This is a genomic window from Pseudomonas panipatensis (assembly GCF_900099785.1).
GTDB lineage: Bacteria > Pseudomonadota > Gammaproteobacteria > Pseudomonadales > Pseudomonadaceae > Pseudomonas > Pseudomonas panipatensis.
The window spans coordinates 278,852-297,417 of the sequence record NZ_FNDS01000005.1 but is presented as its reverse complement, the minus strand read 5'-3'; the positions used below and the strand labels follow the sequence as shown (position 1 = coordinate 297,417).

Genomic DNA, 18,566 nt, shown 5'->3' with positions numbered 1-18,566 from the left:
CAACTCCTGAATTTTTAATTTCGCGGGCGTAAAAAAACGACTGGGGGCGCGGTGTCCGAGCGTGGAAGCCTGAACTTTTGCCCCTCCCCCTACCCCTCATCGCACCTTCCGGCGCGCCTGCAAGGCCTCTCGCTGCGTCTTTCGACGGTGGCAATCATCGTTGATGGCGACCAGATTGCCAGGCTCGTCCGAGCCTCCCAGGGCCAGTGGTATGACGTGGTCGACCTCGTTGGCCTCACGCAACCTGCCGAGTCTGGTGCACTCCTCGCATCGGCACAGGTATTTGTCCCGAGCCAGCACTTTGTCTCGCAACCGACGCCATGGTCGACCACCGCGCCCTGAGCCCTGACGGGTTGCCCAGGCCTTGGCAAGGTCGGCATGGGCATCGCAGTAGCCATTGGAGTTCCGGTGCAGTGCATTGCAGCCAGTGGATCGGCATGGTCGCTGCGGGCGCAAGGGCATCAGCGAGGACTCCCGTTCAGGTAGGTTGGTGAATCGACATAGCCATCCTCGCCATAGTCCTCGCCATCACTCAGCGCCTCGGCCAACGCAGCAAGGAGTTCATTGGTCCTGGCCTGCTCGTGGAGCTGCTGCAGCATGATCGCCTTGAACTCTTCCATGTTCCGCAGGATCAGGTTGGCCTGCTCCTGGGTTACCGGCACCGACGAGGAAATCGAGCGATCTGTCATAAGCAAGTCTCAGTAGCCTCTTGGCGCGCTCACGTTGGCGCATGCAGTAGTCGCAGGCCATCACTGTCCGCCAGCGCGCGGCAGCTTCCAGTCAGCGATGCGGTCGGCCAGCTCAGCGAGCTTCTTCACACCGAGGAAACCGGTGAAGACGCCAGCAGCAGTGGCCATGTTCTGCGGAAGGCCAAGCCACTCCAGAACGGGGATCAGCCCCAGGGTGATCAGCGTGCACAGCGCTGCCTCGAGCAGAGCTTGGCGCCGCGTTCCGCCGCCGTATATGACCCGAGTCACCGCGACCAGGAAGGACAAGCCGCCAGCGTAGAGAACGGGGGCATGCTGACTCAGCCACGCCAGTGCAATGGCCAAGAGCTCGGGCTTGTCGGACATTTTCATGGTCTCGATATCCCCTCTGCGGGGCGGAAATGAAAAGGCCCAGCGCATCGGCTGGGCCAGGAATTGGTGTGCGTGTCTTTCCACGCCGTCTGGCCAAGCCAGCCCCGGAGCAAACGAGGACTTGGAGCTGCTTGGCCTGCCGGTGTTTTTCCGTATCACCGCACTGCCGGCTTATCGGTGTCCGACCTCCCCTTTCAGGCTGCGCCGGCTGCAGGCCCACTCACAACACAAAAATGTTGTATTACCACAAATATGTGGTATACTAGCTTCATCCAAACAACAGAGATGAGGTGATGAAACACAGCGAATTCAGACGATGGTTAAGAGCCCAAGGGGTGACCTTCGAACCTGGCAAAGGAAGCCACTTCAGGATCACCGCCCCGAACGGCAAATCGACGGTCTTTGCGGACCACGGAGCCAAGGAAATGCCGGAACCGACCCGCAAAGGAATCATCAAGCAACTGGGGCTCTAAGGAGCCCCCTCACCACGCCTGAATACTGTGTGATCACCCATGAGGAGTGACCATGTACGACTATGCAATCAGATTTGAACAGGACGACAGCGCGCCTGGCGTTGCCGTTTTCTGCCGCGACCTGCCTGAGCTGAACAGCTACGGCGATGACCGCGAGCACGCGATCCGCGAGGCCGTTGACGCCATCGAGACCACGCTCTCGATCTACGTGAAGGAGCGCCGGGCTATTCCTCAGGCCTCCGATCCGGAGGATGGTGAACACGTTGTGCGTCTTCCGGCTGTCACCGTGGCGAAGATCGCGCTGTGGAACGAGATGATTAAGCGCGATATGCGCAAGGCCGACCTGTGCCGACTGCTGGGCATCGCCCAGACTCAAGGGGATCGCCTCGTCGACTTCCTGCACAACACCCAGATGGAGGCGTTGGAATCCGCTCTCGCCGCACTTCACTCGGAAGTTCGCGTGACGCCTCCTGACCCGAACTGGATCAGTCTCCGCTACGGCGGCGCACAGGCTGGATTCTACGTTGGGCGGCTCGTTGATGAGTTCAACCGCCGCGGGATCTCTGAGATGCCGACTGGAGCGACCAAGGGCAACCTGGACAGCGTTAACCAGGACTCGCTCGATTACCTGCTTCGTACCAGGTATGCGCGCAATCCGAACACGATGCAGGCTGTGCTTGAGGTCTACCAACAGTTGGAGGCCACTGGTCTGTTCGAGTACCTGCCCAAAGAACCCGGGGTCCGCTCGGCTGGGGTTCTCCGACTGGTGTAAACGAAAAAACCCGGCTCAATGGCCGGGTTTTTCTTGCCGGTCTGTGCGACGCGCACGGATCAGCAGATGTGGTGAATTTCGCTCATTCGCTCACACAAGTCAACTAGCCTCAAGCAGTCTTTCGCGCTCCAGGATCTCCGTCACGTGCACCACTGCCTGCTCCTCAAGGGCATCGAGCGCTTTCCAGATATCCCGACGCCAACGGCTGCGGGTTGAGTCTGGCCGGGCCTCGGTGTCCCACTCGTTGATGTCGTACCACTTATCAGAGAGCACCAGAACATCGGTCGAGCGTTTTCCCGTCTTGCCCTTCAGTCTCGGGATGCACCAACTGGTCACGGCATAGGTCAGGAAGACGCGCGGTGCTGGACTGTTCACCCTCGCCGGCATACGGCTCACTGCATTAAGGCGGCGGCCGTTATGTGTCGAATACCTGGCGTAGAGCACGTCCCACTCAACCGGTAGCAGCTCCTGGTGCAGGAGCGCGTGCAGCATGCAGTCGAACTCGAACTGGTCTCGGGCAGACAACAGCGCGCGGTAGCCGCCGTCGACCTTCCGATCGATCAGTTTCTGCCAGCTCTGCTTCGCCGTGTTGTCGATAGCGTCGGCCGCCAGTACGCGGACGATCGCAGGTAGCACGTCCCGATAGATACCGGTCATGCGGCCCCCTTTGGCGGCTCATTGGAGCCGAACAGGTCGCGCATCAACGCCTCCACCCCCTTGCCACCCTTGATGTTTCCCTGGGCGATCCAGGCCTGGGCGTATTCGGTGAAGCCCTGCTCCGCGCGACTGCTGTGCCAGTCCACCACCAGGTGCATCAGGCAGGTCAGCGCGCCGACGCCGGCCAGCCGATCCTTAGCGAACTCCTTGGCGGCCACCTTAAGCATGGTGCGCTCCACCGGTTGCAGATTCTTCCGAGGAAAAAGCGAAGTAACTTTGGTCATTGGTTCCTCCACTGCGTTGGAACTTGGTTAGCGGCGCAGGCCGCAGATTCAGACGGTGGGCACGGGTTCGGCTCGTTATCCGGTCTCGGCTTGATCCAGCCATGGACAAGGTCGAACCCGTGGTCATCGAGCCAGTCGTGCCACTTCGCCAGGGCCAGGCGTTTGCCCTCGCTGGCGGTGGTGTGGATGTAGGTCGCGTCGAGATCGCGCAGGGCGTGGTTCACCAGCAGCTCGCCGATCAGGTAGTCGACCCCCAGGTCGGTCCAGCAGGTACGGGCCAGCTTGCGCAGGTCGTGGCTGCTCCATTCGCCCTGGCCCAGGCTGTTGAAGATCGTCGTGGCCTGGGTCGCGCTGATCGGCCGATTACCCTGGCCCGGGAACAGGAACGCGCCCGAATAGCCCTGGCGGCGCTGCCAGTCCCGGTAGCGAAGCAGCAGGGCGATGGCTTGCGGGGTCAGCGGCAAGCGGTGCTCGCGGCGCGTCTTGGTGTCGGCCGGCGGCAGGTACCATTCCGGCGCCTCGCCGGCCAATGTGAGATTCCCCCACTTTGCCACCCGGGTTTCGCCCAGGCGGGTGCCGTGGCAGAGCATGAGCAGGGCCAGCAGGCCTTCCGGCGGCGCCACCTGGTACCGCTCGATCAACGCCACCAGCAGGTCATCCACCTGAGCCCCGCGCAGGCGCGCCGGCTTGGGCCGAATCTTCGCCTTCACGAACGTGGTGAAGGTCATGCCGGCCATGGGGTTGCTGGCGATCATCTCCAGCTCCAGCGCACGACGGAAGGCCACTGCCAGCACGCCATAGACCTGCCGCACGAAGGCCACGGCGTAGCGCTCCTGCAGGGGCCAGATCAGCCGGCGATCAAGCTCGGTGCGGGCGACGTCAGCCAAGGCCAGGTCGCGCAAGCGCGGCAGCAGGTGGCGCTGAATCGCCGAGCGCGCCGAGGCTTTACGCTTGGTCGACAGGTTGCGATCGCGCTGCATCCGGTCAAGGAACCAGGCCAGCAGATCACCGACAGTGGCCCAGCTTGAGACGGTGGACCGCGCCACATGATCCTCGGCCCGCCGCTTGAGGATGACCGGCAAGGCCTCCAGCATCGCGCTGGCGGAGAGATCGGGATAATTCCCGGCCTTGCCCCATACCCCACGCACAACGACGTGCCAGGAGCCCCTGGAGCGGTTCTGGTGAAATCGGAAGCGCAGCGCCGGGTGCCGAGGATCACGCAGCGTCACCACCTGGCCCACGGCCTGGCGGCGAATCTCTGCGTCGCTCAGGCGGACGTGCAGGGTCTTGGAAGTCATACCCCGCCCCCATCCTGCTGGCGGGCCAGATCTACGCAGGCCTGAAATACTTCGGGACTGACCTGCTCGCGCAGAGCGGCGATCAGCAGGCTGTCGCGCCGCTGAGCCACTGCTTGAGATTCCCCGCGCCGTAGCTGCGCCATGTGATTCTGTAGGCGCTGGCGATCCCGACTTAGCCATCGCAGTGCAGAGCTTGCACGCTGGAACCATTGTGCATCGGCGTACTTACCGGTTTGCTTCTGCCTGGCCTTAGAGGCCTCGATCTGGTCGCGCACACGGTTACAGTCGGCGCTCAGCTGCTCCATGAGCAGTTCGCACTCGGTAATGGTCGCCGGCATGACCAGCGGCTGGTTTTTCTCACGAATCATGCTGCATTCCCCCGGTACTGGCTGGCGAAGCTACGCCCCATCTCCACTTCCTCCTGGGATGGCTCGCGGTAGCCGAACAGGTTGACGAATCGGCCGTACTGCCCCTGCTGCTGGACGTGACACATACCCGGCTGCGCATTGCGGTTCTTGGGCATTAGGATCTCGGTGATGCCGTTCTGCCCTTCCTCGGTGTCCATGTCGCGGTGGACGATGAGGATGCAACTGGCGTCGGCCTCGATCTCGCCCGAGTCGCGCAAGTCGCTGGCCTGGGGCCGCTTGGCCTTGCCGGTGCGCTTGGTCGATTCCCGGTTGAGCTGGGAGAGTTCGATCACAGGAACATCCAACTCCTTGGCCAGGCGCAGCAGGGCCTTGCTCACGTTCCCCACCTCCTCCGAGCGCGTGCGGCCCTTGGCCTCGGGCGGAACCAGGCTCAGGTAATCCACGACGATGCCGGACAGGCCGTGCTCACGCTTGGCGCGCCGGGCAATCGAGCGCATGCGCGAGGGCGTGACAGCGGGGTCGTCGCAGATGAACAGGGGCGCGCCCTTGGACTGGGTGGCGGCGGCGTTTAGGCGTTGCCAGTCCTCCTCGTCCATGTCCTTGGGCGATTCCAGGCGCTTGAGGTCGATTCCGCCAAGCGAAGCGATCGCGCGAATGCCCAGCTCCTCCTCGGGCATCTCCAGGGAGAACACGAGCCAGGGCTTTCCGCGCATCACCGCGTTGTGCTGGGCAATCTGCAGGGCCAGGGTAGTCTTACCGCTGCCAGGCAGGCCGGCGATCACGATGACCTTCTTCGGGCGGATGCCACGCATCAGCTTGTCGAGATCGGCCAGGCCGGTGTCTTGGAACTTCGGCAGGCGGTCGTTCAGGCCGTCGTCAATCTGGTCGGCGACCTTCAGCACCACCTCGTCCAAGCGCCGATAGGCAGGCGCGTCATCGTCGAGGTCGCGCAGTTCAGCCATCGCCTCCTGCGCCCTGGCGATGATCTCGGCCAGCGGCCGGTCCTCGGTAGCCAGGTCCTCTACGGTTCGTGCGGCGTCGATCAGCCGGCGCAGCACGGCCCGCTCGCGCAGGTGCCGCGAATAGGTGCGCCAGTTCGCCGTCGATGGGACGTTCATGGCGATCTCGCCGGCATAGGCCAGCGTGCGTCCCTCGCTCGGCAGTGTCGGCCGAACCTGGGCCACCGTCACCGGATCAACGGGAACGCCCTCGGCGTGGAGATCCGCAATCACCTGGAACAGCACGGCGTTGTCGTCGAAGTAGAAGTCCGCCGGGGTAATGCCTTCGACGATCTGATCGACTAGGGCCGCATCCTGCTGCGCGGCAGCGCGCAGGATGGCGCCGAGCACGCCATGCTCTGCCTCGATGCTGTGAAGTTGCCGGCTCATGCGGTCACCCCGCTACGGGCCGATCCCCAGGTGAAGCGGATAGCCCGTCCGCCCTGGCGCAGGCGATCCAGCGCACGTTCGCCGATGAAGTCCTGCAGGGTCAGCTCCCCTGCACGGGCCGGATCGGTATCGGCGGGTAGGTTGGAGATGAGCACGGTGGGCAGCACCTGCTGGTAGCGCTGGTCGATCACCTCATGCAACAGGCCACGCTCGTACTCGGTTCCACCCTGGGCGCCGACCTCGTCGATCACCAACAGATCGAAGCTCACCAGCTCGGCGAGGATATCGCGCTCGGTGTATTGGGCATTCCTGGCCATGGCGCCCTTGGCCACACGGATGACCTGCGCGGCACTGACGATAACCGCCTGGGCGCCGTGCTCGCGGATCACATGTTGGACGATGGCGCTGCCCAGGTGCGTCTTCCCGGTACCGACATTGCCCACCAGCAGCAGCGAGCGGCCTGCTTGGTAGTGCTCCGGGAACTTCTCGGCGAAGTCACGGCAACGGACCAGCACCCTGGCCATCTGCATGTCGACTCCGGTCTCGTAGCTCTGCAGCGTGGCATTGCGAAACCGCGGGGTGATGCCGGAGCCGATCAGCAAGGCATTCAGCTTGCGCTGCTGCTGGACCTGCAGGGCCTGCTGGTGTTGCTCGCTGCCTTCCGGGGCCGTGCGCAGGCCGGCGAAGTGGCAGGCAGGGCAGCCTGTGGCGAGCTTACTGCCATCGAACTGCTCCACACTGGCCTCGGTGTAGCGGCCGTGCTGCGAGCACTCGGCGCCGTTGTCCGGCCCCAGGGTGCGCTCGGGAGCGCGGACGAAGTTAGAAGTTCGGGCCGTCATGATCGGACTCCTCCTGGTACTGGTCTGGGGTGTGCTTGGGGAGATTGGTGAAGTTCGAGGGCCTGGTGTTCGTCGAACGGGCCACCCTGTCGGGGAACAGCCCCTGCCAACCGCTGGCAATGCTTGCCGCGATCACCGAATCGGGATTGGGATGCGTGGCCAACTGCGCCGCCTGCTGGCTGCACGAGGTCGGCGTCAGCGGCTTGCGGATCTCCCTCCGGTGCTGCACCCACTTCGCCCAGGTGTCGGCGCTCACGTTGCCCGGCTTGGCAGTCAGGGGATCGAACGTCGAGTCACGCTTCTGGCGCTTAGGCTTCGGTGCTGGCCCGCCCTGATCACCTGCCGCGTCAGCGGCATCCCCCTCTGGGGGTAAGGGGGGCTCTTGCTCTTCTTCAGGATTCAGGTAATCAGGATTCAGAGAATCAGGAATCAGGGCGTTATGGGTGGATGCATCAACCGTTGCCGACGCATGCTGCTCTGATGCTTTAACAGTTACGTCACCGTTATTTGACTCAAGGCTGAATCCTGTTTCCGCATGCACGAACCGTTGTTTACCTGGAACGACCTTTCCCCGGATGCGCTCATTCACCGTGAGGTAACCGTTGCAGTCGGGTAGCTCGCTGTCCTTCTCGGTGCTGTGCGGAGACTGGTGACGAACGAAGTTCGGCAGCGAGATCACCGATAAGCTGGCGACCTCGTATCGCTCAATGAATCCCTTCCCCAGCAGGTTAGCCAGGCCGATCTCTACGTCGTAGCTGTCCCCAGGAAACAGCTCGATCTTGATCCGGCGCGGCCGGTCCTCCAGTCGCCCCTCCCGGTCGGCCAAGCACCACAGACCGATGAACAGCAGGCGGTCGAATGGGTGCAGGTCAGCTAGGTCCTCGTTCTTGAAGAACGAGGGCTTGATGTTTCGGGCACGGGCCATCAGATGTTCAGCTCCTCGGTGACGCGCCGCACGAAGGCGTCGTAGGACTCGGCCATCTCGAAGCCCTGGTCCTCGAGCGCGGCGCGGCAGGACTTCGCGTGGGAGTACAAAACCCAGCGCTCACGCTCCGGCAGGTCGCGGAACTGACGGTAGGAAGGCCAGGGTCCGGCGATCACCGGGCGGCCGTTGGGACCGGTGGTGATCCGGCCGGGCTGCGATTGACGGGCGCTCATCGGGCACGCTCCAGTGCCACGATCGCCGAGCGCATCTTGCGCTTAAGCTTGGTGGCCTCGGCCTGGGCATCCTTGAAGCGGCCGTAGGCCATGGCGGTGAATTCAATCACCCCGGCGAACGCCGGATCATCAGGATCAATTCGGCGCAGAGGGTCACCCGCCGGCCGTCCATTGGCGTCGAAATAGATCCGGTACATGGTGTTCAGCTCATTGCGCAGGCTGTTGCGGCGGGTCTCCGCCTTCTGCCAAGCCACGGCGGCCGTTGCCACGCTGTCGATGAGGGGAAGGAGCGAGAGCTTCTTGGTCATTGGATGGTCTCCACGGTGTACTTGGCCTGCGTGAAGCGGCCATCCCAAGTGGTTTTCATGGCCAGCTTCTGCTGCATGTAGAGCTGGTGCAGGCGCTGGGCGCCGGCCAGTAGCAGCTGCAGGTCGTACTTGATGAAGGACTCGCTACCCTCTGGTGCGATCTTCCGTGGGCGCTCGGTCAGGTACTTGTCGCGGACGCGGCTTGCCACCCGGTAGCGGGGCGAGCCCTGCTCTTCCCGCTGCTCGTCGTAGAGCCAGCCAAGTTCGAGAAGGGTGCTGTTCACCCGAGCGCAGTTCACGCCGTTCAGGCGCTTGCAGAACTGAGTGGGCGTCTCGCCGGCCATGAACAGCGATTCAAGGCTGGCGATGGTCACAGCCTGGTGCTGGTTCTCCAGCTGCAAGGCGGCGTTCTGCTCTTCCAGATCGGCGGCCAGGCGCAGGGCTTCGGCGCGGGTGCGCGGCACCAGGAACGTTCCTGCAGAGCGCTCAGCCTCAAGCTGTTGCCAGCGATCAATGACGCGGGCACGGTGCTCGTCGCTGTAGCCTGCGACGATCAGGTGCGTGTCCCTCTCGATCAAGTCATACACATCGATCGGGCGGCCGCCGGTAGACTCCCGGCGAGTTTTACGACTTGATCGTAAAAGCCCCTTGTCGAATAGCCGCTCAATGGTCGCGACCACATCGTTGTGGCGGGCCTCGACAAGATCCGCGATCTCGCGCGAGGACATGGTGGCGGCCTGGCCGCCGGTGGTGGTCAGGTCGTTCACGCTGCAGCCCTCTCCGGAAGATTGGTGAGGATGATGTCGCCGGGACCAGCCTCGAAGAGGGGAGCGGGGAGTTGAAGGCCACGGCGTTCGCGGCTGGTCTGCACATACTCCTTCGCCCTGGCGATCTTCGATGGATGCACATCAGGCCCGACGTAGGCTGCCAAGACATCGCTGGAGAGCATTCGGACTGGGACGCAGCTATAACGGCCGGCATCGATGGGAGTCGGTTTGAAGGGGCGCCGAGGGATATGGAGGTTGAGGTATTCCAGTGTCTCGGCGATCAGCTCGGCGTTCTTCACACCATGCTCACCGACTGGCATCGGCTCGCCAGGTCGAACCATGCTCCAGGCATAGCGATCGGCCAGGATCTCGTTGGCCCAGCCAAGGTAGCGGTTGCACTTCGCGCGGACCTCGCCGTCAACCTCGGCAGGCATATCCCAGGTGCAGAAGTTATCGACGCGGTGGCCTAGCTCGTGCTGCAGAACGAACAGGTGGATCTCGTGATCGGTCAAGGCGGACCAATCGATCTCAGGTCGCGCGCAAGAGCGGAAGAGATCGACATCGATATCCATGGCCAGCTTGATGACGATGCGCTCAGCCATTTGCGGGTTGGAGCTAGCGGCATCGAGAAACACGTCGTCGACCATGCAATCGAAGACGCCGAAGTTTCCGCCGATCTCGCTAGAGGCCACCAGTTCCAGGCACGCGCGCTTTTCACGCGCCAGGCCGGCAAAGCGCTGATACTGGTCAACAGTGACGCGAACAAAGCGCTTGAAGGTCATGCGGCACCCCCTATCGCATCCGAATCCTCATCCGCCGGATTCAGGGCGGCGAGTTCTTCCTTGAACGCAAATGCGAGCGCGCCTAGCCCTTTACTCACGAAGTGCGAAGCACTGATCCCGGCGCCAGTAAGGTTCTTGATGTTCTCCGTCGCCTCCGGGTCTTTCCAGACAGCGATCAGAATTGAACGTATCTCACTGATCTGGAGAATCTCTGCCTCCAGGCACTCCAGAAGGTCTTGCGCAATATCCAGCGCAGGTCTTTGCTCTTGCGTATCAGCTGGTGCTGAGGTATTTTCAACTTGCATGTTGATGTCTCCTTGAGACAAAGAGGTTCCTGCCACTCGCGCCAACGAGTAGGTCAGGAAAGAAAGCCCGGTTGCCGCCGGGCTTTTTTGTGCCCGGCATTTGGAGAATGCAGCCCTGGATTAGGGCGGCTGTGGTTGATGGGCTATTGCCCGGATGTTGCGAGTGTTCAAAGTGTTAGGCCCCCAGAGCCGGCAAATAGGTCGTTGGCACAGAAACCCTGCACCACTGGTGAACAATCCCAAGTCGCCGAATCAGATTCGGCTCCCCCTTCTCTCTATTGCTCAGCTGGGGGGCCTTGAATCCGTTGTTTTCTTGCTGGCCCTGGAAGTATTTTTCGAAAGCCAACAATGCGCAGCGCCCCATATTCGCTTTCCGCGCAGTACGCGGGCTTTTAATCGGGGTTAAAGAATCTGGGGCGCGTCGAGCTGCTGGAAGCAGAGTTGCGCCAATTGCCTGACTGCGATGATTAGGGCGCCACGCTCTGGATCGCCGATCGGCATGCGAAGCTCGAAAGCAACCCACGACTGCAGCCGGCAAAATCCGCGCATGCGCGGAAAAACTACCGAGCCAGGTGGCGGCATCAGGAGACAAAAGTGACGCTCGGAGTTCAGCGCTCATGCTGACCACTCCGGCTCGAAGGTCATCTGAAGAAGGTTTCTCTCGCGATTCACGACGAGCTGCAGCAGGGGCTTTTCCTGTTTCCAGGCAACAAGCCCGCGGCCATGAATGCTCGCAACAGCTGCACCGTCGTCGAAGGCCTTGCATGCCCTGTTGAATCGGCCCATAGCGGTTTCGCCGCTACGCAGCAGGTCATCAATGCGCAGGTCACACCAGACGGCGAAGTCGTCGTCGAGCCAACGAGCAAAGGCGACAGCGAGCTTCGGATGGATCCAGGTAACCGCACTGCGCCCGCGCACTGTCTCAACAAGTTTGAAGTCCGATTTTCGGACCTCATAGCAGAGGTGCCTTTCGAGGGCGGCCATGTAGCTCTTCGTGCTCGGAAGCTCCAGCCACTTGATGGGCTTTTTGCCGAAGCGCTTCGCCACCTCAGTGGCATTGAGCCAGCCTTCGCTGTTGAAGCTCACCGGCTTGTCCTGGTACCGGAGCGGGATGATGTTGTTCACGGCGCCACCTCGGCACTGGATGCCTGACCAGCAGGGTTGCTGGACTGCTCGGATGCGTAGCCGGCAGCTACGATTTCTTCACGGTCGGCAGAGCTTTTGCCGAGGCCCGGCCAGGGAAAGGAGGGGCAGAGATCTAGCCGACTCACAGCGCTGCCGGTGAGGCGCTCAATTTCAAGAGCTCTTGCAGCAGGAACCGGTCGAATACCGGAGCACCACTGGCTGACCGTAGGCTTTTTCACGGAAAGGCGCCGCGCTAGCTCGGCCTTACTGCCGAGCAGTTCCGCCGCCTTGCATGCGGCCGCTGAAGGGGTCATGAGGTTTCTCCGGTGAAAACTCACGACAAAATAAGGCATTGGCTAATGCATGGCAAGCCATTGCCTAATCACCTGGAGCCGAGGGCATATTAGGCAATGCTTACTGGAACGGATCTGGGCAACGCCATTGAGGCCGCCCGCATAAAGAAAGGCATCACCAAGAAAGCCCTAGCAGAGGCTTTCCGGGTTGCCGCACCCTCGGTTCAAGGCTGGGTAACAACCGGAAGGATCGACAAGTCGAAGCTAATCGATGTGATCCGCTTCTTCTCTGACGTTGTTGGACCTGAGCACTGGGGTCTCGGTCAGGGTGATAACGATCTCTTCTTCCTATCCTATCCCGACATGGATGCTCAGCCAGAAACATCCGGCGACCTGGTGCTCAGGATGCTTGAGAAACACGGGAAGAATCTGTCCGCAGATGCGCGTCGGAGAATTGCCGAGGCCATTGAAGAGCCTAAAGGTGAGGCACAGGTGCGCTCGGGGAACGTCGTGACCGCCGACTTCTCCCGCTCCACCGTGGTGAAGGGCGAAACCATCTCGATCGCGCAGTACGACGTGCGCGCCGCCATGGGTGGCGGTCAGGTGCCGGCCGACTACCGGGAGTTCGTCAAGAATCTGGTGGTCGACAAAGTCCAACTCGACGACCTGGGCATCAAGTACACCGCGGCGACCAACCTGAAGATCATCACCGGCTGGGGCCAGAGCATGCTCGGCACAATCGATGACAAGTCACCGCTTATCGTCGACATAGGCGTCACAGAATTTGTCGATGAGGGCGTTTACGTTTTCACATGGTTGGGGCACCTATTCGTGAAGCGGGTCCAGTTGCTGGACGCCGAGCACTTCCAGCTAGTGTCCGACAACAAGGCATTCGAGCCGCAGAAGGCCCGGATGGAGGACATGCACTTCCAGGCGAAGGTGCTGGGCGTCTGGAATTTCAAGAGGCTGTAGCCGGATCATCGGCCAGGTCATCTGGCGGGGTGGGGATTTGTAGACAGGAGCCAAAGTGCTGCTGCTCTGAAATGCAAGAAACGCTAAACGTATAACCTGACAAGGAGGTCTCATGCGTACCATTCGTTTCGCAATGCTGGCTCTGGCTGCATCGATAGCCATTACCGGCTGCGCAACCAAGAAAGACTTCTACGCCATGGGCGGAAGCCGTGCTGACGGCACGGTCAATATGGCCTACGACTTCGCTCAATTTGAGCAGCCAGTCGTTAACATGGACCAAGCCAAAAGCATTGCCAAATCCAAATGCCAAGTCTGGGGCTACCAGGATGCTGAAGCGTTCGGCGGCAAGACGCAGCATTGCAACCAATTCAATGGTTACGGCACATGCATCGCTGGACAGGTTGTTCTTCAGTATCAGTGCATCGGAAACGGCAGCGATAGAGCATCAGTCGCATCATTTACTCCTCTCCCTGCTCAAGCCGTGGCAGCTACGGCGGGCGCCCTCTCTCGTGACCAATGGAAACAGCAGCAGCTCGACAAGCTGAACGCCGAGACCGGCCTGTCCTACGACGAGTACCAGCGCCGCTACCGGCAGATCATGGGGCAGTGAATGGAGGGCGCCATCATGGCGATCAGATTCAGGAAGAGCTTCAAGGTCGCACCGGGAGTCCGCGTGAACGTCAGCAAGAGCGGCATGAGCACATCGATTGGCAGAAAGGGACTGACAACTAATCTGAGCAAGAAAGGTACTCGCGTGACAGCGGGAATACCCGGTACTGGACTATCTGCCTCGAAGCTATACCCGAATGCCAGCAACAAACAGGCCGAAGGCACGGGCCTCGGCTTCGGCGGATGGCCAATCGTAATCTTGATTGCCGTCACGGCTGTGGCATGGCTCGTGCTGCGCTCATGATCAAAGCCCCGTGAATATGAGGGGCTTTTCGTTTCTGTCGTCAGTGCCAACCCTTACTAGTTGATCCGCACATCAGGCATTTGCTGTATGGCCCCCAGCGCCCTTCTTTGTGTCTTACAGGGCCATCGCACCTTTCACACCCACCATCAAGAAGACCGCGGGACCAACGGTATTCGACCCCAACTCGCCATAAGCCCCACACCGCGCCGGCAACCATCGCCGTAGCTGCCAGCATGGATAGGCCTTGCTTGAGCGGCATGAAAATCTGATCAATAGGGTTTAATGAAGCGCCCGACGGGTCGATCAAAAGAGAGCCAACGCCGCCGGCAAGCATCAGCAAGCCTGGCGGCCCATAGAAACGGATGCTTCGCTCAATTTCTGTGAGATTGATATCCATAAGGTGTCTCGCGATAAGCAGAAGGATTACGGCAGGAGTTATCCGTCGCCGCACTCGGTAGAGAGGTAGCCCATCGTTAGTCGATGGGCCACCTGCACATCAGCGCTTAGGCTCGTACCAGGAAGCACCAGGCTTCGTGGCCGTAGTCATGAGCGTCCAGCACGCGATCGGAATTCTTCACCCGACGATAGCGGCAGCACACCCAGCGATACCCTTTAGGGGCCGGCTTGTTTGGCGTCACGCATAGTCACCTCCTTAGCGGAAGGAAATTTTTTCTTGCGAAATCTGCTAGGAAATGACTAACCTTTCGTTCGCAGCTACCCGTTGCAAGGGCGAGCCCCTTCCCCAAAGCTCACCGAACTGATTGGAGCGCCAACTCCAATCAGTTCAAAATTCTCATTCCCCTTCGGAACAATTGCTTGTTCTGAACCTCTGCTGCAGACCTGCTCACACCGAATCGCCCCACAATCTCATCAAGAGATTGGCAGGTTCTCATCGCTTTCTCAGGCATCAGAAGTGCGCCGGAAAAGCTATTTGCCTGCCATTCGCTATCGCGAAACGGGGCCAGCCTGCCGTGCTCTGCGCGATGAAACACAATCGGCACATCGCGGTGCATGATGTAGTGACCTAACTCGTGTGCAGCAGTAAATCGGTCGCGTCCCACGCCACGGCAGGCGCCATCATAGACATCCTCACGCAATCGAATGACGTTTTCGCTGGGAATCGTCAATCCGTGATTTTGCCCCATCTCCTCCCGGGTCCCCACCTCAAGTGCGAACCCAGGAAAAATCCTGGGCATTGCCAGCTCAAGAAAATCCATTATGGGAAAGCGGTCACTACTGATCCGCATATCTCTCCGGATAGCCTCAGTCAGTTGGATAATGGTATCCAGCGACTGAGGTGGCACTTCACAGCGTGGTCCGCTCATATGCTGCTTACCTCTTCATCTTCTGCGACTCATTCAGTACTGCGAGAAGCTTGTCCAACTCCGATGGCTGCATCTCCTCGAACTGCCTGGAGAAAGCCAATGCCACCTCTTTGTGTTTGCTCGACACGCCTGCGACCCCTATCTGCACCTGACCACGACTAAGAGCAGCTGCATCCTCAAGCTCGAAAAATTCCTCCGAGCCTGGGGCGTAGCCTAAGAACTTCGCGACTTTCTTAACGAAGTCGTCGCTGAACGTCTTCTTACCGGTTTCAACGGTAGAGAGGTATGCCGGGCTAACCTCCAACCCCAAGGCCATGTCCTTGAGCAGGAGATTCCTGTCGATCCGTGCCTTTCGTAAGAGTTTACCGAGTGCCGTAAGCATTTTTGACCTCCAGAGCAAACGCGATTTCGCTTACTCAAATCCAGATTAACACAATTAGTTAATTCCGCAAGCATGCGAAATCTGGCGCCTCAGAAAGGCGCCTGTTCCTCGATTCGCTGCACCACCATCTCGTCGACGTAAGCCTCGTCGCCGGAACTGGCATTGCTTCCCTCCTCGATCGCCGCCTCCCACTTCAGCGTCACCGTCCCGTCCTCATTCCTAGTCATCGCCAGGCCATCCGTCTCACCAAGCTCCCCCATCACCTGGTTCCAAGCCTGATTTGAGTCGCCATCGACTCGCCAGATCGTCGCCTGGCACAGGCTCTGTGCCTTCGGGCTGTTGATCATCGCCGACATTCTCAGGCGCAGCCGGTCTACTCCGGTCATCCCCGCGCGATCCTGGTCAGCGGCCCCTCTCTTCTGCTTAGCCATGTAGGCACTCCTTGCTTTTACTGTATAAAAATACAGTATTCCCCATGATATTAATTTTCAACCTGCAGATGGTTGCGAAATAATTAGGCATTGCCTATTTACACGAAGTTAGTCATAGGCTTATATTTCTCTCACGGGCATCTAACCCGGATCGGAGAGGAACCATGGAAACCATCAATGCACACGGACTTGTAGGCCATCTTGGGCGCGGCGCAGCTCCGCGCGAACTGGAGTGCCTGTTGGCGGTAGCTGCTGGCATGAGTAGCAAGGAAATAGCTCGCAAGCTTGGTGTGGCACCGGCCAGCGTCGACAAGCGCCTCCTATCCCTGACTACCAAGCTCGGCGTTATCCGCCGCGCGCAGTTGGTCGCTGAAGCCTTCCGCCGCGGCCTGATCGTCGCTACCGGCAGCCCCTTCCCCGCCGGTCCCAACCACCAGGACGAGACCGAACACCACGGCGTGCTCGTCGCCTGACGCAGCGGCGAGCACCTGTGCGCGGGTGCTGTCCGGTGCGAAAGCATCACTGTCCATCCCTTCGGCATGGCGGGGCTTGGCGTGGTAAGGCCTGGTTCGGCGCGGCTGGGCATGGAAGGGCAAGGGCTGGAAATCCAGTGTACAGCCGCTTCGTTTGAGTCGGTTGCGCAGTGGAAACCAACCGAGTTTTGCGAAAGCCATCAATCGCGGCAAGTCCTCGGCTTGCCTGAAAAAGGAGATTCACATGCTGATTTTGACGAGAAAGCCCGGCGAGAAGCTGAAGATCGGCGACGACATCGAGGTCGTCGTGCTGGGCGTCAAGGGCAACCAGGTGCGCATCGGCGTGAAGGCCCCGGCCGACGTCGAAGTGCACCGCGAGGAGATCTACCAACGCATCCAGGCCGAGCAGCACCAGAAGCCGGCAGCTCAGCCCGCACTCTGAGGTTCATCCTATGACCTTGACCGCACACGTGCCGGCCAGCGCGAACCCGAGCGCGCCGCAGCCGGCTAACCCCAGCCCGTTCTACACCCTCGGCGCGCGTTTGATGGACCTGGGCACCGCCCTGCAGAACGAGCGCAGCACCATCAACGACCTGGTGCGCCTGGCCGGCGCCTGCGGCATGGACCTGCGCATCAAGGTGGTGGAGTGCTCCGAGGTGCGCCACGAAAACGCACAACGGAAAAACGTGGCGCGCCACGACCAGGGGTAACAGATGCGCTACATGACAGTCAGGAAGTTCGCCATGGAGTCTGGCTACACCGAGGATGCCATCAGGTCGAAAATCCGCGACGGAGTGTGGCTGCTCGGAGAAATCTGGATCAAGGCGCCGGACGGGCGAACATTGATCGACGTTGAGGGGTACGAATCATGGGTAGAGATGGGCGGGGAGTCAGGGCGGTCTCGGACTCCAGTATTGAAATCACGTTCATGTACCGCGGCGTCCGTTGTCGGGAACGGATCGCGCTCAAGCCCACCGCCACTAACCTGAAGCGGGCGGAACAGCACAAGGCCGCAATCGAGCACGCCATCGCCAACGGCACATTCGACTACTCGGTGACATTCCCTGGCTCTCCGCGCGCGGCAAAGTTCGCGCCGGAGGCCTCCCGGGAAACGGTTGCCGGCTTCCTCGGGCGATGGCTCGAGTCGAAGCGCAAGCACGTTTCCAGCAGCACATTCGACGGTTATAGGAAAATCGTCGAGCTGCGCCTTGTACCCGCCCTTGGCCCCGTCATGGTGGTCGATCTGAAGCGGAAAGCCGTGAAGGATTGGCTGGACACCCTGCAGATCAGCAACAAGACGCTCAGCAACATCCAGAGCTGCCTCCGCTCTGCGCTCAGCGATGCGATGGAGGAGGAGTTGATCGAAAGCAACCCACTCGCAGGGTGGACCTATGCAAGGAAGGGCGAGGTGAAGGACGACGACGTCGACCCGTTCTCGCCGGAGGAGCAGCAGGCGATCCTTGGCGCTCTTGAGGGCCAGGGCCGGAACCTGGTGCAGTTCGCGCTATGGACAGGGATGCGGACCAGCGAGCTCGTCGGCCTCGAGTGGGGAGATATCGACTGGCTTCGCGGCGAGGTGCACGTCACTCGGGCAATCACCCAGGCAGCCAAGGGCAAAGCAGAGGTTACCAAGACGACCTCAGGCCGAAGGAGCATCAAGCTGCTTGGCCCTGCCATGGAAGCACTGAAGGTGCAGAAGACGTTCACCTACCTGGCGAACCTCGAAGTATTCCAGAACCCGAGGACGGGAGAGCGCTGGGCCGGTGACGGCCCGATCAGGAAGACGCTCTGGGTGTACGCGCTGAAGAAGGCTGGAGTGCGTTATCGCCGCCCGTACCAGACGAGGCACACCTATGCTTCGATGATGCTATCGGCTGGCGAGCATCCAATGTGGGTGGCTCAGCAGATGGGGCATAGCGATTGGACGATGATCGCTCGAGTCTACGGAAGGTGGATGCCAACTGCCGACTCTTTGGCAGGATCAAAGGCGGAAGCGATCTGGACGCCGACGAGCACCGCGACCTCAGATGAACAAGTCCGCAAAGATCGCCTCACACCGTCCCACTAAGGTAAGATCGTCTGATCTTCCCCCCCTAAAAGCGAAACCCCGGGAGAAGCTTTCGCTAGTCCCGGGGCTCTGTATGTCTAGTGCTGTAGCGCTTGACTTGCGTCAG

General features: G+C 60.7%; 30 protein-coding genes. 9 read left to right on the top strand and 21 right to left on the bottom strand.

The features are described from left to right. Nucleotides 1–96 precede the first annotated feature (96 nt). The 3 genes from BLQ74_RS13995 to BLQ74_RS13985 are packed head-to-tail and all read right to left on the bottom strand — an operon-like array spanning nucleotide 97 to nucleotide 1,079. Nucleotides 97–462, bottom strand: a complete 366-nt coding sequence (locus BLQ74_RS13995; protein WP_090263194.1) for an HNH endonuclease — start codon at nucleotides 460–462, stop codon at nucleotides 97–99. Beyond that, nucleotides 462–689: a hypothetical protein gene (locus tag BLQ74_RS13990; RefSeq protein WP_090263193.1), complete on the bottom strand. Its 228-nt coding sequence runs from the start codon at nucleotides 687–689 to the stop codon at nucleotides 462–464. The genes BLQ74_RS13995 and BLQ74_RS13990 overlap by 1 nt, the downstream gene beginning before the upstream one ends. 60 nt (nucleotides 690–749) lie before the next feature. Then, complete coding sequence (locus BLQ74_RS13985; protein WP_090263353.1) at nucleotides 750–1,079, bottom strand: phage holin, lambda family; 330 nt, start codon at nucleotides 1,077–1,079, stop codon at nucleotides 750–752. A 293-nt stretch (nucleotides 1,080–1,372) separates the two neighbouring features. Between BLQ74_RS13985 and BLQ74_RS13980 the strand changes: the two genes are divergently transcribed. Then, nucleotides 1,373–1,552 (top strand): type II toxin-antitoxin system HicA family toxin, encoded by a 180-nt coding sequence (locus tag BLQ74_RS13980; RefSeq protein ID WP_090263192.1) that lies wholly within the window; start codon nucleotides 1,373–1,375, stop codon nucleotides 1,550–1,552. A 52-nt stretch (nucleotides 1,553–1,604) separates the two neighbouring features. Further along, a complete protein-coding gene (locus BLQ74_RS28110) occupies nucleotides 1,605–2,324 on the top strand; it encodes a type II toxin-antitoxin system HicB family antitoxin (RefSeq protein ID WP_425287493.1) in 720 nt (239 codons plus the stop codon). A 99-nt stretch (nucleotides 2,325–2,423) separates the two neighbouring features. Here BLQ74_RS28110 and BLQ74_RS13970 read toward each other — a convergent pair whose 3' ends face one another. From BLQ74_RS13970 to BLQ74_RS28030, 14 genes are all read right to left on the bottom strand, one after another. Beyond that, nucleotides 2,424–2,981 carry a hypothetical protein gene (locus BLQ74_RS13970; RefSeq protein ID WP_090263191.1) on the bottom strand — a complete coding sequence of 186 codons (558 nt, stop codon included), beginning with the start codon at nucleotides 2,979–2,981 and terminating at the stop codon, nucleotides 2,424–2,426. Next, nucleotides 2,978–3,208, bottom strand: a complete 231-nt coding sequence (locus BLQ74_RS13965; RefSeq protein ID WP_090263190.1) for a hypothetical protein — start codon at nucleotides 3,206–3,208, stop codon at nucleotides 2,978–2,980. Before BLQ74_RS13965 ends, BLQ74_RS13970 begins: the two co-directional genes overlap by 4 nt. A 53-nt stretch (nucleotides 3,209–3,261) precedes the next feature. Beyond that, entirely contained in the window at nucleotides 3,262–4,563 is a 1,302-nt protein-coding gene (locus tag BLQ74_RS13960) for a tyrosine-type recombinase/integrase (RefSeq protein ID WP_090263189.1), read from the bottom strand. Continuing rightward, nucleotides 4,560–4,931, bottom strand: a complete 372-nt coding sequence (locus BLQ74_RS13955) for a hypothetical protein (protein ID WP_170842804.1) — start codon at nucleotides 4,929–4,931, stop codon at nucleotides 4,560–4,562. The genes BLQ74_RS13960 and BLQ74_RS13955 overlap by 4 nt, the downstream gene beginning before the upstream one ends. Beyond that, a complete protein-coding gene (locus tag BLQ74_RS13950) occupies nucleotides 4,928–6,319 on the bottom strand; it encodes a replicative DNA helicase (protein ID WP_090263188.1) in 1,392 nt (463 codons plus the stop codon). The genes BLQ74_RS13955 and BLQ74_RS13950 overlap by 4 nt, the downstream gene beginning before the upstream one ends. Further along, nucleotides 6,316–7,158, bottom strand: a complete 843-nt coding sequence (locus BLQ74_RS13945; RefSeq protein WP_090263187.1) for an ATP-binding protein — start codon at nucleotides 7,156–7,158, stop codon at nucleotides 6,316–6,318. The genes BLQ74_RS13950 and BLQ74_RS13945 overlap by 4 nt, the downstream gene beginning before the upstream one ends. Next, nucleotides 7,139–8,083: a hypothetical protein gene (locus BLQ74_RS27550; RefSeq protein ID WP_212633140.1), complete on the bottom strand. Its 945-nt coding sequence runs from the start codon at nucleotides 8,081–8,083 to the stop codon at nucleotides 7,139–7,141. The genes BLQ74_RS13945 and BLQ74_RS27550 overlap by 20 nt, the downstream gene beginning before the upstream one ends. Further along, a complete protein-coding gene (locus BLQ74_RS13935; RefSeq protein WP_090263186.1) occupies nucleotides 8,083–8,316 on the bottom strand; it encodes a hypothetical protein in 234 nt (77 codons plus the stop codon). Before BLQ74_RS13935 ends, BLQ74_RS27550 begins: the two co-directional genes overlap by 1 nt. Then, the gene (locus BLQ74_RS13930) at nucleotides 8,313–8,624 is read right to left on the bottom strand and encodes a hypothetical protein (protein ID WP_090263185.1); all 312 of its coding nucleotides are present in this window, start codon (nucleotides 8,622–8,624) and stop codon (nucleotides 8,313–8,315) included. Before BLQ74_RS13930 ends, BLQ74_RS13935 begins: the two co-directional genes overlap by 4 nt. Beyond that, nucleotides 8,621–9,391: a Rha family transcriptional regulator gene (locus tag BLQ74_RS13925; protein ID WP_244507192.1), complete on the bottom strand. Its 771-nt coding sequence runs from the start codon at nucleotides 9,389–9,391 to the stop codon at nucleotides 8,621–8,623. Before BLQ74_RS13925 ends, BLQ74_RS13930 begins: the two co-directional genes overlap by 4 nt. Further along, nucleotides 9,388–10,173, bottom strand: coding sequence for a hypothetical protein (locus BLQ74_RS13920; protein WP_090263184.1), 786 nt, complete (start codon nucleotides 10,171–10,173; stop codon nucleotides 9,388–9,390). The genes BLQ74_RS13925 and BLQ74_RS13920 overlap by 4 nt, the downstream gene beginning before the upstream one ends. Then, a complete protein-coding gene (locus BLQ74_RS13915; protein WP_090263183.1) occupies nucleotides 10,170–10,478 on the bottom strand; it encodes a hypothetical protein in 309 nt (102 codons plus the stop codon). The genes BLQ74_RS13920 and BLQ74_RS13915 overlap by 4 nt, the downstream gene beginning before the upstream one ends. A gap of 615 nt (nucleotides 10,479–11,093) precedes the next feature. Then, nucleotides 11,094–11,603, bottom strand: a complete 510-nt coding sequence (locus BLQ74_RS13910) for a KilA-N domain-containing protein (protein ID WP_090263182.1) — start codon at nucleotides 11,601–11,603, stop codon at nucleotides 11,094–11,096. After that, on the bottom strand, nucleotides 11,600–11,917 hold the full coding sequence (locus BLQ74_RS28030) for a Cro/CI family transcriptional regulator (protein ID WP_090263181.1): 318 nt from the start codon (nucleotides 11,915–11,917) through the stop codon (nucleotides 11,600–11,602). The genes BLQ74_RS13910 and BLQ74_RS28030 overlap by 4 nt, the downstream gene beginning before the upstream one ends. Nucleotides 11,918–12,013: 96 nt before the next feature. On the opposite strand from BLQ74_RS28030, the gene BLQ74_RS13900 reads away from it, so the two are divergent. The 3 genes from BLQ74_RS13900 to BLQ74_RS13890 all read left to right on the top strand — a co-directional run bounded on the left by BLQ74_RS13900 (nucleotide 12,014) and on the right by BLQ74_RS13890 (nucleotide 13,781). Further along, nucleotides 12,014–12,868: a S24 family peptidase gene (locus BLQ74_RS13900; protein ID WP_090263180.1), complete on the top strand. Its 855-nt coding sequence runs from the start codon at nucleotides 12,014–12,016 to the stop codon at nucleotides 12,866–12,868. Between the two features lie 112 nt (nucleotides 12,869–12,980). After that, nucleotides 12,981–13,478, top strand: coding sequence for a YecR family lipoprotein (yecR, locus tag BLQ74_RS13895; protein WP_090263179.1), 498 nt, complete (start codon nucleotides 12,981–12,983; stop codon nucleotides 13,476–13,478). Between the two features lie 15 nt (nucleotides 13,479–13,493). Continuing rightward, complete coding sequence (locus BLQ74_RS13890; RefSeq protein WP_090263345.1) at nucleotides 13,494–13,781, top strand: DUF4236 domain-containing protein; 288 nt, start codon at nucleotides 13,494–13,496, stop codon at nucleotides 13,779–13,781. 40 nt (nucleotides 13,782–13,821) lie between these two features. Here BLQ74_RS13890 and BLQ74_RS27035 read toward each other — a convergent pair whose 3' ends face one another. The 4 genes from BLQ74_RS27035 to BLQ74_RS13875 all read right to left on the bottom strand — a co-directional run bounded on the left by BLQ74_RS27035 (nucleotide 13,822) and on the right by BLQ74_RS13875 (nucleotide 15,919). Beyond that, on the bottom strand, nucleotides 13,822–14,178 hold the full coding sequence (locus BLQ74_RS27035; protein ID WP_139199064.1) for a hypothetical protein: 357 nt from the start codon (nucleotides 14,176–14,178) through the stop codon (nucleotides 13,822–13,824). A 382-nt stretch (nucleotides 14,179–14,560) separates the two neighbouring features. Further along, nucleotides 14,561–15,106 carry an ImmA/IrrE family metallo-endopeptidase gene (locus BLQ74_RS13885; RefSeq protein ID WP_212633139.1) on the bottom strand — a complete coding sequence of 182 codons (546 nt, stop codon included), beginning with the start codon at nucleotides 15,104–15,106 and terminating at the stop codon, nucleotides 14,561–14,563. Between the two features lie 7 nt (nucleotides 15,107–15,113). Then, the gene (locus tag BLQ74_RS13880) at nucleotides 15,114–15,488 is read right to left on the bottom strand and encodes a helix-turn-helix transcriptional regulator (protein WP_090263177.1); all 375 of its coding nucleotides are present in this window, start codon (nucleotides 15,486–15,488) and stop codon (nucleotides 15,114–15,116) included. Between the two features lie 89 nt (nucleotides 15,489–15,577). Next, complete coding sequence (locus BLQ74_RS13875) at nucleotides 15,578–15,919, bottom strand: DUF1654 domain-containing protein (protein ID WP_090263176.1); 342 nt, start codon at nucleotides 15,917–15,919, stop codon at nucleotides 15,578–15,580. A gap of 164 nt (nucleotides 15,920–16,083) precedes the next feature. Between BLQ74_RS13875 and BLQ74_RS13870 the strand changes: the two genes are divergently transcribed. The 4 genes from BLQ74_RS13870 (at nucleotide 16,084) to BLQ74_RS13855 (ending at nucleotide 18,460) form a co-directional block, all read left to right on the top strand. Next, the gene (locus BLQ74_RS13870; protein WP_090263175.1) at nucleotides 16,084–16,392 is read left to right on the top strand and encodes a response regulator transcription factor; all 309 of its coding nucleotides are present in this window, start codon (nucleotides 16,084–16,086) and stop codon (nucleotides 16,390–16,392) included. Nucleotides 16,393–16,636: 244 nt separating this feature from the next. Further along, on the top strand, nucleotides 16,637–16,834 hold the full coding sequence (gene csrA, locus BLQ74_RS13865; RefSeq protein WP_090263174.1) for a carbon storage regulator CsrA: 198 nt from the start codon (nucleotides 16,637–16,639) through the stop codon (nucleotides 16,832–16,834). A 10-nt stretch (nucleotides 16,835–16,844) separates the two neighbouring features. Further along, entirely contained in the window at nucleotides 16,845–17,102 is a 258-nt protein-coding gene (locus BLQ74_RS13860; RefSeq protein WP_090263173.1) for a hypothetical protein, read from the top strand. Between the two features lie 158 nt (nucleotides 17,103–17,260). After that, a complete protein-coding gene (locus tag BLQ74_RS13855; protein WP_090263172.1) occupies nucleotides 17,261–18,460 on the top strand; it encodes an Arm DNA-binding domain-containing protein in 1,200 nt (399 codons plus the stop codon). The last annotated feature ends 106 nt before the right edge of the window (nucleotides 18,461–18,566 follow it).